9 protein-coding genes are annotated in these 13238 nt (G+C 73.0%); 2 read left to right on the plus strand and 7 right to left on the minus strand.

The genetic code is table 11. The features are described 5' to 3' along the window. The first annotated feature begins 115 nt into the window (after positions 1-115). On the plus strand, positions 116-1453 hold the full coding sequence (locus tag ACWDVB_RS27650) for a serine/threonine-protein kinase (protein WP_451517354.1): 1338 nt from the start codon (positions 116-118) through the stop codon (positions 1451-1453). A gap of 31 nt (positions 1454-1484) precedes the next feature. On the opposite strand, the gene ACWDVB_RS27655 is transcribed toward ACWDVB_RS27650, so the two are convergent. The 3 genes from ACWDVB_RS27655 to cobT form a co-directional block, all read right to left on the minus strand. Further along, on the minus strand, positions 1485-2303 hold the full coding sequence (locus ACWDVB_RS27655; protein ID WP_451517319.1) for a TrmH family RNA methyltransferase: 819 nt from the start codon (positions 2301-2303) through the stop codon (positions 1485-1487). Positions 2304-2357: 54 nt separating this feature from the next. Further along, positions 2358-3629, minus strand: a complete 1272-nt coding sequence (gene cobA, locus ACWDVB_RS27660; protein WP_451517318.1) for a uroporphyrinogen-III C-methyltransferase — start codon at positions 3627-3629, stop codon at positions 2358-2360. Between the two features lie 287 nt (positions 3630-3916). Next, a complete protein-coding gene (gene cobT, locus ACWDVB_RS27665; protein WP_451517317.1) occupies positions 3917-6718 on the minus strand; it encodes a nicotinate-nucleotide--dimethylbenzimidazole phosphoribosyltransferase in 2802 nt (933 codons plus the stop codon). A gap of 255 nt (positions 6719-6973) precedes the next feature. On the opposite strand from cobT, the gene ACWDVB_RS27670 reads away from it, so the two are divergent. After that, positions 6974-9049, plus strand: coding sequence for a hypothetical protein (locus ACWDVB_RS27670; protein ID WP_451517316.1), 2076 nt, complete (start codon positions 6974-6976; stop codon positions 9047-9049). A gap of 350 nt (positions 9050-9399) precedes the next feature. Here ACWDVB_RS27670 and cbiE read toward each other — a convergent pair whose 3' ends face one another. The 4 genes from cbiE to ACWDVB_RS27690 form a co-directional block, all read right to left on the minus strand. Further along, a complete protein-coding gene (cbiE, locus tag ACWDVB_RS27675; RefSeq protein ID WP_451517315.1) occupies positions 9400-10614 on the minus strand; it encodes a precorrin-6y C5,15-methyltransferase (decarboxylating) subunit CbiE in 1215 nt (404 codons plus the stop codon). Between the two features lie 141 nt (positions 10615-10755). Then, entirely contained in the window at positions 10756-11400 is a 645-nt protein-coding gene (locus tag ACWDVB_RS27680) for a GNAT family N-acetyltransferase (RefSeq protein ID WP_451517314.1), read from the minus strand. A 135-nt stretch (positions 11401-11535) separates the two neighbouring features. Continuing rightward, positions 11536-12369 carry a MetQ/NlpA family ABC transporter substrate-binding protein gene (locus tag ACWDVB_RS27685; RefSeq protein ID WP_451517313.1) on the minus strand — a complete coding sequence of 278 codons (834 nt, stop codon included), beginning with the start codon at positions 12367-12369 and terminating at the stop codon, positions 11536-11538. Positions 12370-12371: 2 nt separating this feature from the next. After that, positions 12372-13205, minus strand: coding sequence for a MetQ/NlpA family ABC transporter substrate-binding protein (locus ACWDVB_RS27690; RefSeq protein ID WP_451517312.1), 834 nt, complete (start codon positions 13203-13205; stop codon positions 12372-12374). Between the last annotated feature and the right edge of the window lie 33 nt (positions 13206-13238).

Consider the following 13238-nt stretch of genomic DNA (forward strand, 5'->3'; position numbering starts at 1 on the left):
CTTCGATTTTCCCACCCGGCACTGACAATCGGTCGCCTCGCGAGGGCGCGGCCTCTGCACGTGCCCGCCCGTGGAAACGTAAGCTGTGGCTCGTCAAACGGACCGGGTAGCGGGGATGGACATGGCGATGATGCGGCTCCGGCGCGAGGACCCGCGTGTCGTCGGCTCGTTCAGGCTGCACAGGCGCCTGGGCGCCGGCGGCATGGGGGTCGTCTATCTGGGGTCGGACCGGAGAGGGCAGCGCGTCGCCCTGAAAGTGATCCGGCCCGATCTGGCGGAGGATCAGGAGTTCCGGTCGCGGTTCGCGCGGGAGGTCTCGGCCGCCCGGCGCATCCGCGGCGGCTGCACGGCGCGGCTCGTCGCCGCCGACCTCGACGCGGACCGGCCGTGGTTCGCGACACAGTACGTTCCCGGGCCCTCGCTGCACGACAAGGTCGCCGCCGAAGGGCCGCTCTCCGCGGCCGACGTGGCCGTGGTCGGCTCGGCGCTCGCCGAGGGGCTCGTGGCCGTGCACGAGGCCGGTGTCGTCCACCGGGATCTGAAGCCGTCGAACATCCTGCTGTCCCCGAAGGGGCCGCGCATCATCGACTTCGGCATCGCCTGGGCGACCGGCGCCTCGACGCTGACGCATGTGGGGACGGCCGTGGGCTCCCCCGGCTTCCTCGCTCCCGAACAGGTGCGCGGCGCCGCCGTCACCCCGGCCACCGACGTCTTCGCGCTCGGCGCCACGCTCGCGTACGCGGGGATGGCGGATTCACCCTTCGGGCAGGGCAGTTCCGAGGTCATGCTCTACCGGGTGGTCCACGAGGAGGCGCAGCTGCACGGCGTCCCGGACGCCCTCGCCCCGCTGATCCGGGCCTGCCTCGCCAAGGACCCGGAGGAGCGGCCCAGCACGCTCCAACTGTCGCTCCGGCTCAAGGAGATCGCCGCCCGCGAGGCCCAGGGCCTCGGCGAGGTGCGGCCGCCCGCGCCGCGTCAGGACCACGACCGGCCGACGGGGCGGCTCGCCGAGAGCTACGCGGACCAGCGCACCCAGCGGCGGCCCGCTCCCGGCGCCACTCCCCCGCCGCGGCCCGGACAGTCCCGGCCTGCCCCGCCCAGGCCCAGCGCCCCACGCTCCGGGGCACGGCCCTCCGCGCCCCGGAACACGACGCGTTCCGGCCGCAGACCCGCGCCGCGCAGCGGCACCGGGCGGCAGGCGCCGCGCACCACGGGGACGGGGCGGCGGGGGCCCGCCAATCCCCGGCTGCTGCGGCAGCGGCTCTTCGTGTTCGTGGTCGTCACGCTGCTCGTGGCGCTGGGGATCGCCGCGGCGCAGGGCTGCCAGGGCCCCGCGCGGAGCCTCGGCGACATGGACGTACCGCCGCAGCACTCCCAGCAATTGCAGGAAGTGCAGCAATTCCAGCACTCTCAGAGCCGGTCCGCCGGGCCGGGGGCCGTGGCCGGGAGCTGAGGGCGCCCCCCTCTAGGGCTGCGCCCGCTCCTCAGGACTGCGGGCGGCCCGTCGCCACCGCGTAGAAGGCGACCGCTGCCGCCGCGCCCACGTTCAGTGAGTCCACGCCGTGGGCCATCGGGATGCGGACCCACTCGTCGGCCGCGACCAGTGCCTGGGTGGAGAGGCCCTCGCCCTCCGCGCCGAGCATCAGCGCGACGCGGTCCATACGGTGCGGGGCCGTCTCGTCCAGGGACTTCGCCTTCTCGTCGGGGGTGAGGGCGAGGAGGTTGAAACCGGCCTCGCGCACGCCCTCCAGGCCCTTGGGCCAGGACTCCAGGCGGGCGTACGGGACCGAGAAGACCGCGCCCATCGAGACCTTCACCGAGCGGCGGTAGAGCGGATCGGCGCAGTCCGGGGAGAGCAGGACCGCGTCCATGCCGAGCGCCGCCGCGGATCTGAAAATCGCCCCGATATTTGTATGGTCATTTACCGCTTCCATGACGACCACGCGGCGAGTCGTCGCGAGGAGTTCGTCGGCCGTGGGGAGCGGCTTGCGCTGCATCGAGGCGAGGGCGCCGCGGTGCACGTGGTAGCCGGTGACGCGCTCGGCGAGCTCCGGGGTCACCGCGTACACGGGAGCCGGGAGTTCGTCGATGACGTCGCGCATGACGTCGACCCACTTGGCCGAGAGCAGCATCGACCGCATCTCGTAACCGGCGTCCTTGGCCCGTCGGATGACCTTCTCGCCCTCCGCGATGAACAGGCCCTCGGCGGGTTCGCGTCGGCGGCGCAGCTCGACGTCGGTCAGGCCCGTGTAGTCGCGCAGGCGGGGGTCGTCGGGGTCGTCGACGGTGATGAGATCGGCCACAGGGTGATACTGCCTTGTCCTGGGTGTGGTGCCAACGGTCGGGGGCGTGTTCCGTTACCGCTGGTTACTTGAATGGTCTGTGAGCTCGCCGGGCCGGGCGAGAGGCTCCGGGCCCACCTTCACGACGTCGCCGATGACGATGACCGCCGGGGGCCTCACCTCGTGGGCGCGGACCGCCTCGGCGACCGTGCCGAGCGTCGCGTCGACGCGGCGCTGGGCGGCCGTCGTGCCCTCCTGGATCAGGGCGAGCGGGGTGTCCGGCGTACGGCCGTGGGCGATCAGCGCCTCGGCGATCTTGCCGATCTTGTCGACGCCCATCAGGACCACGAGCGTGCCGCGGAGCTTGGCCAGGGACGGCCAGTCGACGAGGGAGCGCTCGTCGTCGGGGGCCACATGGCCGCTGACGACGGTGAACTCGTGGGCGACGCCCCGGTGGGTGACCGGGATGCCCGCGGCCGACGGGACCGAGATCGAACTGGAGATGCCGGGGACGACCGTGCAGGCGATGCCCGCCTCGGCGAGCGCCTGGGCCTCCTCCATGCCGCGGCCGAAGACGTAGGGGTCGCCGCCCTTGAGGCGGACGACGGCCTTGCCCTGCTTGGCGTGCTCGATCAGGGCGTTGTTGATCGCTTCCTGGGCCATGTAGCGGCCGTAGGGGATCTTCGCCGCGTCGATCACCTCGACGTGCGGCGGAAGTTCGTCCAGGAGGTCGCGGGGGCCGAGACGGTCGGCGATGACGACGTCCGCGGCGGCGAGCAGCCGGCGCCCGCGGACGGTGATCAGGTCCGGGTCGCCGGGGCCGCCGCCGACCAGGGCGACGCCGGGGGTGCGCGTGCGCAGGTGCGGGGCGACGAGACTGCCGTCGCGCAGGCCCTCGACGACCGCGTCGCGGATGGCGGCGGTGCGGCGCGGGTCCCGGTCGTGTACGTCGCTGCTGAGCACGGCGACGGTGACGCCCTCGGAGCGACCGGTGGCCGGGGTCCAGGCGGTGGCCGCCTCGGCGTCGTCGGAGCGTACGCACCAGACGCGGTTCGCCTCCGCCTCCGCGGAGGCCCGGGTGTTGGCCTCGTCGTCGCTGGTGGCGATCAGGGCGTACCAGGCGTTCTGGAGGTCGCCGTCCGCGTAGCGGCGCCTGGCCCAGCTGATCTCGCCCGCGTCCGCCATCGCCTCCACGGAGGGCGTCGCCGAGGGGGATACGAGGAGTACGTCGGCGCCTGCCTTGATCAGCGCGGGGAGGCGGCGCTGGGCCACCTGGCCGCCGCCGAGGACGACGACGCGGCGGCCGTTGAGGCGGAGGCCTACGGGGTAGGCGGGGTGTTCGGCCATGGCTGTGCGGCTCCTCGTGCGGGCGGAGTCTTGGCGGAAGTGTTGGGGGAGTTTCAGGGGTGCGGGCCGCTGCGGCGGTGGAGCGGCTGCGTTGACGTGCGGTTCAGTCTCGACGTACCGACTTGCTGATTCGTCTCGGCGTACCGACTTGCCGGTTCGTCTCGACGTACCGACTTGCCGGTTCGCCTTGACGTACCGACTTGCTGGTTCAGTATGGCTGGGGCGGGGTCGGGGTTCTCCCCCGAGCCCCGCCCCTTCCCGAATGCTGGGACTTCGCCCCGGCTCGGTTACTTCTCGGTGACGCCCGCCGAGTCGAACGTGGCCACCTCGTGCATCGCGCGGGCCGCGCTCTGGACGATCGGCAGCGCCAGCAGCGCACCGGTGCCTTCGCCGAGGCGGAGGTCCAGGTCGACCAGGGGGCGCAGGCCCAGCTTGTTCAGGGCCGCGACGTGGCCGGGCTCCGCGCTGCGGTGGCCGGCGATGCAGGCCGCGAGGACCTCGGGGGCGATGGCGCGGGCGACCAGAGCGGCCGCGCCGGCGCTCACGCCGTCCAGGATCACCGGCGTACGCAGGGACGCGCCGCCGAGGAGGAGGCCCACCATCGCCGCGTGCTCCAGGCCGCCGACCGCCGCGAGGACGCCGACCGGGTCCGCCGGGTCCGGCTGGTGGAGGTCCAGGGCGCGGCGGACCACCTCGACCTTGCGGGCGTGCATCTCGTCGTTGATGCCCGTGCCGCGGCCGGTGACCTCGCCGGGGTCCGTGTCCGTGTAGACGGAGATCAGGGCCGCGGACGCGGTGGTGTTCGCGATTCCCATCTCGCCGGTGAGCAGCGCCTTGTTGCCCGCCGCCACCAGGTCTCGGGCCGTCTCGATGCCCACCTCGATGGCCGCCTTGACCTCTTCGCGGGTCAGGGCGGGGCCGGTCGTCATGTCGGCCGTGCCCGCGCGGACCTTGCGGGGCAGCAGCCCCGGTGTGGCCGGGAGTTCGCTCGCCACGCCCACGTCGATGACGCAGACCTCGGCGCCCACCTGGTTGGCGAAGGCGTTGCAGACCGCGCCGCCGCCGAGGAAGTTGGCGACCATCTGCGCGGTCACCTCCTGGGGCCAGGCGGTGACGCCCTGGGCGTGCACGCCGTGGTCGCCCGCGAAGATCGCGACGGCCGCGGGCTCCGGGATCGGCGGCGGGCACATCCGGGACAGACCCGACAGCTGGGCGGAGATGATCTCCAGCATGCCGAGGGCGCCCGGCGGCTTGGTCATGCGCTTCTGGCGTTCCCACGCCTCGCCGAGCGCCTTGGCGTCCAGCGGGCGGATGTTGGTCACGGTCTCGGCGAGCAGGTCGTGCGGGTCCTCCCCGGGCAGCGCGCGTCGGCCGTACGTCTCCTCGTGGACGACCCAGGAGAGCGGGCGGCGCTTGGACCAGCCGGCCTGCATCAGCTCGGGCTCGTCCGGGAACTCGTCGACGTAGCCGACGCAGAGGTACGCGACCACTTCGAGGTGCTCGGGCAGGCCGAGGGCGCGGACCATCTCGCGCTCGTCGAAGAAGCTGACCCAGCCGACGCCGAGGCCTTCGGCGCGGGCAGCGAGCCAGAGGTTCTCGACGGCGAGCGCCGAGGAGTACGGGGCCATCTGCGGCTGGGTGTGCCGCCCGAGGGTGTGGCGGCCGCCGCGGGTGGGGTCGGCGGTGACGACGATGTTCACCGGGGTGTCGAGGATGGCCTCGATCTTCAGTTCCTTGAACTGCTTCGCGCGGCCCTTGGGGAGGGACTTGGCGTACGCGTCGCGCTGGCGCACGGCCAGTTCGTGCATGGTGCGCCGGGTCTCCGCGGACTTGATGACGACGAAGTCCCAGGGCTGGGAGTGGCCCACGGAGGGTGCCGTGTGGGCCGCCTCCAGAACGCGGAGCAGCACCTCGTGCGGGATGGCGTCCGAGCGGAAGCCGTTGCGGATGTCGCGGCGCTCGCGCATGACGCGCAGGACGGCCTCGCGCTCGGCGTCGTCGTAGCCGGGGGCGGCGGTGCCGGGGGATGTCACGGGCTCGGCGGGCTCCGCGGGCTCGGCGGGATCGGCGTCCTCCTCGATGATGAGGAGGCCGGGGGCGTTTTGGGGGGCGAGGGCTTCGGGGCCCTGTGCCGTGTCGGGTGCTTGAGGCGCTTCGGCCATCTCGGGTGCTTCCACCACTTCGGCCACTTCGGTCACTTCGGCCACTTCGGTCACTTCGTTCGCTTCGATCGGTTCGAACGAGATGACTTCGTCTGCCTCGTCCAACTCTTCGGCCAGGTCGGCCATTCCGGGGGCGGCCGGGAACTCGGCCGGGACCACCACCGGGGGTACAGGGGAATCCGCGCCCGCCTGCGCCTGCGCCTGCGACTGCGCCTGCTGCTGAGGCAGCGCCGTGCCGTGGGCGACGGGCTCGGCGCCGTCGCGCGGGGCGGGGACGGTGGCGGCGGGCTGCGGCGTGGCGTCGGGGGCCGCGTCGGTGACAGCCCGGCCCTCGACGGGAGCGGTCTCGATTGCCGTCGCCTCCGTCTCCGTCTCCGTCTCCGCCTCTGTCGGTTCGACCGGCGGTACGGGGAGGGGGGCGCCGCCGAGCTGCGTGGGCTCGGCGGGTGCGGCGGGGGCCTGCTGCTCCGCCTCCGGGGTGGGCTCGGGCTCGGCGGCCTGGTCGCCCTGCGGGACGGTCATGGGACGCAGGGGCGTCGGCGCGAGGTGGGGCGTGGTCGGCACCGAGCCCTCGACCGGTACGAACTGGCCGATGGGCGTGTCCATTTGGGCCCCGCCGAGCCCGCCGGGGAGCGGCGCGTACTCGGGCGCGTCGGCGTCCTGCGGGTGCTGGTGCTCGGGGTGGTGCGGACCCGGCGCGGCGTGCCGGGCCTCGGCCGGAAAACCGCCGTCCGGCGCGTGGCCCGACTGGGCGGCGATGGCTGCGGCGTACGCGCCCTGGGCGGTGCCGGGGGCGAAACCGAGCTGCCTCGCTCCCTCGGCGTGCGGGGCGTGCGCGTTTCCCCACGGCTGGGCGGAGGCGACGACGAACGGGGACTGCCCGACGGCGGCGGGCATGGCCTCGGCGAACGCGGGCTGCTCCGCCATCGGGAACGGTCTGGCGTCGGCCTCGACGCCGGGCTGTGCGTTGGGGACGGCGGCGGCGCCTGCGGCGTGCGGGAACGGGGTGGCCTCCGGGGTGCCGGGGGCCGAGGCAGGTTGCGTGTGCGGCGCGGCCGTGTGTGCCGCTTCGGCGAGCGGTGCGTCCGGGACGATGTGGAGCGCCTGCTCCGGCGCCTCTATCGGCAGCTCGGAGGGGGCGTCGCTTGTCGGCGCTGGGGTGGCGCGGAGGGGCTCGGCAGCGTGAGCGGTGGGGAGGGGCTCGGCGACGTGGGCAGCCTGAGCGGTGGGGAGGGGCTCGGCACCCGCGTGAGCAGCGTGAGCCGCCGACGAGGGCCCGGCGGCCTGAGCGGCCTCGGCTGCGGAGAGAGGCCCGGCACCGGCTTGAGCAGCGTGGACCGCAGGGAAAAGTCCGGCGGCCTGAGCAGCCTCGGCGACGTGGGCGACGTGCGCTGCGGGAAGGGGCTCGGCATCGGCGTGAGCGGCGTGGGTCGCAGGGAGAGGCCCGGCGGCCTGAGCAGCCTCGGCGACGTGCGCTGCGGGAAAGGGCTCGGCACCGGCGTGAGCGGCCTCAGCGGTGTGAAGGGCCTCAGCATCCTGCGGGGACTCCGCCGTCTCAGCGGCCTCCGCCACCTGGAGGGACTCCGCAGCGTGCAGCGGCTCCGCCGTCTCAGGGGCCTCGGCAGCATGGAAGGGCTCGGCCGCCTCAAGGACTTCCGCGGCATGAGCATCCTGGTCGGCGCGAGCGGCTTCGGCGGCAAGAGCAACCTCAGCGGCGTGCGCAGCCTGGTCGGCGCCGACAGCCCCGGCGGCGTGTACCACCTGGTCCCCGTGGCTGGCCCCAGCAGCGCCAACAGCCCCAGCGGCGTGAACCACCTGGTCGGCGCCAATAGCCCCAGCGGCATGGACCACCTGGTCGATGTCAGCAGCCCCGGCAGCGTGAGCCACCTGGTCGGCACCAACAGCCCCGGCGACGCGGACCCTCTGGTCCCCCTGGCTGGCCCCAGCGGCATGAGTGGCCTCGGCGGAGTCGGCGACCTCGGCGGCCTGGAGCGGCTCGGCGGCATGCAGGGGCTCCGCCGCGTCGACGGCTTCCGCGCCCTGGAGGGCCTCCCCAGCGTGCAGAGACTCCGCCGTCTCAGCGACCTCCGCAGCATGGAGAAGCTCAGTCGCCTCAAGAACCTCCGCCGCGTGATCGCCCTGGCCGGCGTGGGCCGCGTCGGCAGCCCCAGCGGCTCCGGCGGCGTGAGCAGTCCCAACCGCCCCGGCAGCGTGGGCCGCTTCGGCGGCGTGAGTAGCCTCAGTGGCGGGAGCAGCCCCACCCCCGTCGGCGACCTCGTCGGCCTGGCGCGGCTCCGCCGCATCAACAGCCTCCGCAGCCTCCGCGTCCTGGGGAGCCCCCGCTGTCTCGACGGCCCCCGCAACCTGAGCCGCCTCCGCGCCCTGCGGCTCCTCCGCCGCAGCCTCGGTCTCCCCCGGCTGCGACGCAGGCGTGACGCCAGAGGCGTCTGTGGCTACTGCGCCGTCCGGGACGACCGTTTCTGCTGCTGCGGGAGAGGTCTCCTGCTGAGCCTGCGGCTGAGGCTGCGCCTCCGGGGTCGTCCACGGCTCCCCCGCCTGCGGCGGAATCTCACCGAGCTGCGGTCCGGGCAGCGGCGCCTCGTCGTGCGGGATGTCGAGGTACTCGGGCCCGGCCGTCGGCGGCCCGGCCTGACGCGCAGGCGTCGCCCCGGCGGGGCCCCGGTCGGCGAGCGAACGCACGGGGCTGCCCGAGCTGTCGGGCACCGCGGGCCCCGAGGGGCCATGGTGCAGCGGGCGGCGGGCGGGGCCCGGGTGGGACGCGGCGGGCGCGGCGCCGGGCATGCGGACGCCGGTCAGGTCGACGGAGCCGCTGTCGCGGCCCGAGGTCTCGTGCGGGCCCGGCTGATGAGCGGCCTGGACGGGATGGACGGGGTGGGTGGGGTGGGCGGACTGGGCCGAGTGGGCGGACTGGGCGGCCGAGTGGGCCATCTGGACGGCCTCAGCGGCCCGGTCCGGACGCGGTCTGTGCCCGGGAGCCTGACCCTGGCCCGCCACCGACTGCGCCTCGCTCCACGCCCCCTGGGCGCCCGGCATCAGCAGCAGATCGTCGTCGGTGGGGTTCTCGAAGGGGTCGGAGGAGTCGGAGGGGTCGGCGGCGTCCACGAAGGTATACGCACCCGGAGCGGGAACGCCCGGCTGCTGTGCCCCCATGCCCTGCACGGGCCCGGAAGGTACACCATTGCCTGCGCCCTCCGGCAGCCCCTCGCCCGGGACCTGGCCGGTGTCGGTCATGCGTAACCCCTCGCCCATCGGTTAGTGCTTCTTCGACCGCCCCTCACCCTTCGGCCGGGGAGGCCCCATTGACCGGAGCGGCGCACCAACCGCCCGTCATCCTCAACGAGCGTGCGCGCCGCGCGGCACGAACCGCTTACCGGACAACAGGCATTGTCCCCGTCGGCCCGCCACCGCGGCAGCTTGATCGGCCACGGCCCGCTGTGGACTGCGCCACGTTGCGCGTCCTCCGGTCCTGCCGTACCACACTGACCCCCAAAACGGGCGGACTTTCCGGACCTTGACCAACGAATTGCCGGGTATCCGGGTGCGGTACAACGATCGGCCAGCCTACCCCGCGCCGTGCCGCGACAGGGTCAGGGGGAACGGACCGGCAACCGCCCGGAGAGCAGGAATGCCACGGTCCGCTTCTCCTCCCGCCAGGCGCGGGTGTCGAGCTCCACGGACTGCAGGAGGGCGCATTCGACGGCGTATCCGTGCTCGGACAGACCCCTGCCGATGAGTTCGGCCGCGTCGCGTGTCGCGGCGTGCGTCACGATGCGCTCCGGGCGGCGGTCGGCGACCGCGGAGACGACCGCCGCTCCCCCGCCCCCCACGCGTACGACATCGGGTTCGGGAAGGTCTTCCAGGACGTGCGGGGCGACGCCGTGCACGGTCTGTGCCTGGACTCCGAAGCGGCGCACGGCGGCGGTCGTACGGCCGAGGGCGTCGGCGTCGTGGTCGACGGCGATCACGGCGGCGCCGAAGCGGGCCGCCTCCGCGGTGAAGGCCCCGCTGCCGCAGCCGATGTCCCAGACGAGGTCGCCCACGCGCGGCCCGAGACGGGAGAGTTGCGCCGCCCGCAGCCGGTCGCTCTCGCCCTCGCCGAGCCAGACGTCGCCGCCGTACTCCGCGGCGGGCAGCGCCCAGCCGCGCGGCGCGACGGACGGCTCGCGCCCGGCGATCCAGCCGGTGTCGGAGGAGGCGGCGGTGCCGCCGATGACGATGACGACGTTCGGGTCGCGCCACGTGTGGTCGGCGGCCTTGTCGGAGGTGACCACGGAGACCCGCTCGCGCTCGGTGCCGAGTTCCTCGCAGATGACGAAGGTGCGGTGGACGCCCTGGAGCAGCAGGCTCAGCTCGGCGGGTCCCGCGCCGGGCGAGGTGAGGACGGCGACCTTGGTGTGGGCGCGGCAGACGTTCACGGCGCGGCGCAGGCTGCGGCGGTGGGCGACCACCACCTCGGCGTCGTCCCACGGCATGCCCGCGCGGGCGAACGCCTGGGCGACCGAGGAGACGGCGGGCACCACTTCGACCTCCAGGCCGAATTCGGGGGCGCGCAGAGTGCGTACGACACCGAAGAAGCCCGGGTCGCCGTCGGCGAGGACGACGGCGGTGCCGCGGTGGGCGGCGATGCGGCGGGCGGCGAGGCCGACGCTGCCGAGGCGGATCCGTTCGGCGCGGGCGGGCAGCTCGTCCAGCGCCAGGTGGTGGGCGGCGCCCGCCACGAGCGTGGCGGCGCGGAGCGCGGAGCGTGCCGCGTCGGTCAGCGGCGTACCGTCCCAGCCGATCACCGTGACCCGGTCGGCCATCGTCGTCTGTCTCCTGGGTTCTCGCGGGTCGTCAGTGCTGGGCCGGTGGCTGCGGTGAGCGACCGCGCACGCGGCCAGGGGCGAGCGTACCTGGTGGAAGTCGGGGGGTGCCGGGGCCGTGCCGGGCCCGGCGGCTCCGGCTCAGTTCCAGTCGGAGAAGGCGGAGAAGCCGCTCTCGGCGAAGCTTTCGGACACGCCTTCGAGGTCTTCGGGGAGGAGGCTCCACACGATGAGGTCGGTGCGCACCTCCAGCCAGCCGCCGAACGGGTCGCCGCCGTTTCTCGTACGTGCTATCCAGGCGCCGCGCAGGACGCCCTCGCTGATGCAGCCGATCTTCTGGGCGACCTGCTGGGCGGCGGTGTTGTCGGCGGCGGTGCGCAGCTCGATGCGCTCGAACGCCTGGTCGTTGAAGAGCCACTGGGCGGTGGCGAGCGACGCCTCCGAGGCGTAGCCCTCGCCGCGGGCCCAGGGGGCGACGACGTAGCTGAGTTCGCTGGCGCGCACCCGCCAGTCGGTGTTGCGCAGGTGGACGACGCCGACCAGGCGCTGGGTGAGGAACTCCGTGACGGCGAGGGCGATCCCGCGGCCCTCGGTGCGCTCGGCCGGGGCGATCCGGGTGATCCAGTCGCGGGCGTCGGCCTCGGTGTAGGGCTGGGGTACGGAGGTCCAGGCGGTGACCATCTCGTCGTTCATCATCTCCGCGTACGCGGGGACGTCGGCGTCCTCGAACGGGCGCAGCACCAACCGCTCCGTGCTGATGGAGATGTCCGGGAAGGTGGTTGTCATGCGCTGCTCCGTAACCTGGAACCCTCGGGCCTGCTGAAGTGCCCAGCATGCAGCATGTCGGCGCGTGGACGCACCACGGGGTCCGCTCCTTCAGCAGGAGAGGACCCCGGTGCGCGGGCGGAAACGGACTGTGCGTCAGTTCCCTTGGACGGGCAGGACGGAGCCCTTGTACTTGTCCTCGATGAACCGCTTCACCTCGGGCGAGGTGAGCAGCTTCGCCAGCTTCCTCACCCGCGGGTCGTCCTCGTCGCCCTTCTTGACGGCGAGCACGTTGTTGTACGGGTTGCTCTTCGGCGACTCCAGAAGGATGGCGTCCTTCTTGGGGCTGAGCCCGGCGTCGAGCGCGTAGTTGTTGTTGATGACGGCCGCGTCGAGGTCCTCCAGCGAGCGCGGCAGCTGCGCCGGGTCGAGCGGCTTGATGGTCAGCTTCTTCGGGTTGGACGTGATGTCCCCGGGCGTCGCGGTGGAGCCGGCGCCCTTCTTGAGCCCGATGACACCCCTGGAGGCGAGGAGTTGGAGCGCCCGGCCCTCGTTGGTCGTGTCGTTGGGGACGGCGACGGTCGCACCCGTCCGCAGCTTCCCGATGTCCTTCAGCTTCTCGTCGTTCTTCGCGTATACGCCCATCGGCGGCAGGTACACCTCGGTGACCGGCACCAGCTCCGTCTTCTTGGACGCGTTGAAGTCCTTGAGGTACGGGGTGTGCTGGTACAGGTTGGCGTCGAGGGAGCCTACTTGGAGCGCGGTGTTCGGCGTGACGTAGTCCGTGAACTCCGTGATCCGCAGGTCCAGTCCCGCCTTCTTCGCGAGGTTCTCCTTGATGTACGTGAGGACTTCGCCGGCCGGGGTCGGGGTGGCCCCGACGACGAGCTCGTCGCCGTCGGAGCCCTTGTCCGAGCCGGCACCGCACGCGGTGAGCCCCAGCGTGAGGGCGAGGGCGCCCGCGCAGGCTGCGATGACGGACGTACGCATGATCAGAACGCCGCGACGACGGCACCGTCGTACTCGTCGTCGATGAACTTCTTGACCTCGGGCGAGGTGAGGAGCTTGGCGAGCTTCTTCACGCGCGGGTCCTTCTCGTCGCCCTTCTTGACGGCGAGGAAGTTGCCGTAGGGGTTGCCCTTGGCCTTCTCGGCGACGAGGGCGTCCTTGGCGGGGCTGAGCTTGGCCTCAAGGGCGTAGTTGCCGTTGATCACCGCGGCGTCGACGTCGCTGAGGGAGCGGGGCAGCTGCGCGGCCTCCAGCTCCTTGAACTTGAGGTTCTTCGGATTCTTGGCGACGTCCTTGGGGGTGGCGTCGTAGCCGACGCCCTTCTTGAGCTCGATGACGCCGTTGTCCGCGAGGAGCCTGAGGGCGCGCGCCTCGTTCGTGGTGTCGTTCGGGACGGCGACGGTGGCGCCGTCCTTCAGGTCGCCGAGCTTCTTGACGCCCTTGGAGTAGACGCCGAGGGGCTCCAGGTGCACGGTGCCGTTCGGGACGGGCACGATGTCCGTGCCGTTCTTCTTGTTGAAGTCGTCGAGGTACGGCTTGTGCTGGAAGTAGTTCGCGAAGACCTCGCCCTGCTGGACGGCGGTGTTCGGCGTGACGTAGTCGGTGAACTCGCGGACTTCGAGGTCCAGGCCGGCCTTCTTGGCGAGGTTCTTCTGGACGTAGTCCAGGATCTGGCCCTGCGGCGTCGGGGTGGCGGCGACGACGAGCGCGCCGTCCTTGTCTCCCGCGGAGCCCTTCTCGGAGCCGCAGGCGGAGAGCCCGAGGGTGAGGGCTCCGGCGGCGAGGACAGCGGTGGTGATCTTGGCGGTGTTACGCACGAAAAGTGCCTTTCTCCATGGGTGGTGCGGCCC

The sequence above is a fragment of the Streptomyces sp. NPDC003379 genome (assembly GCF_053589195.1).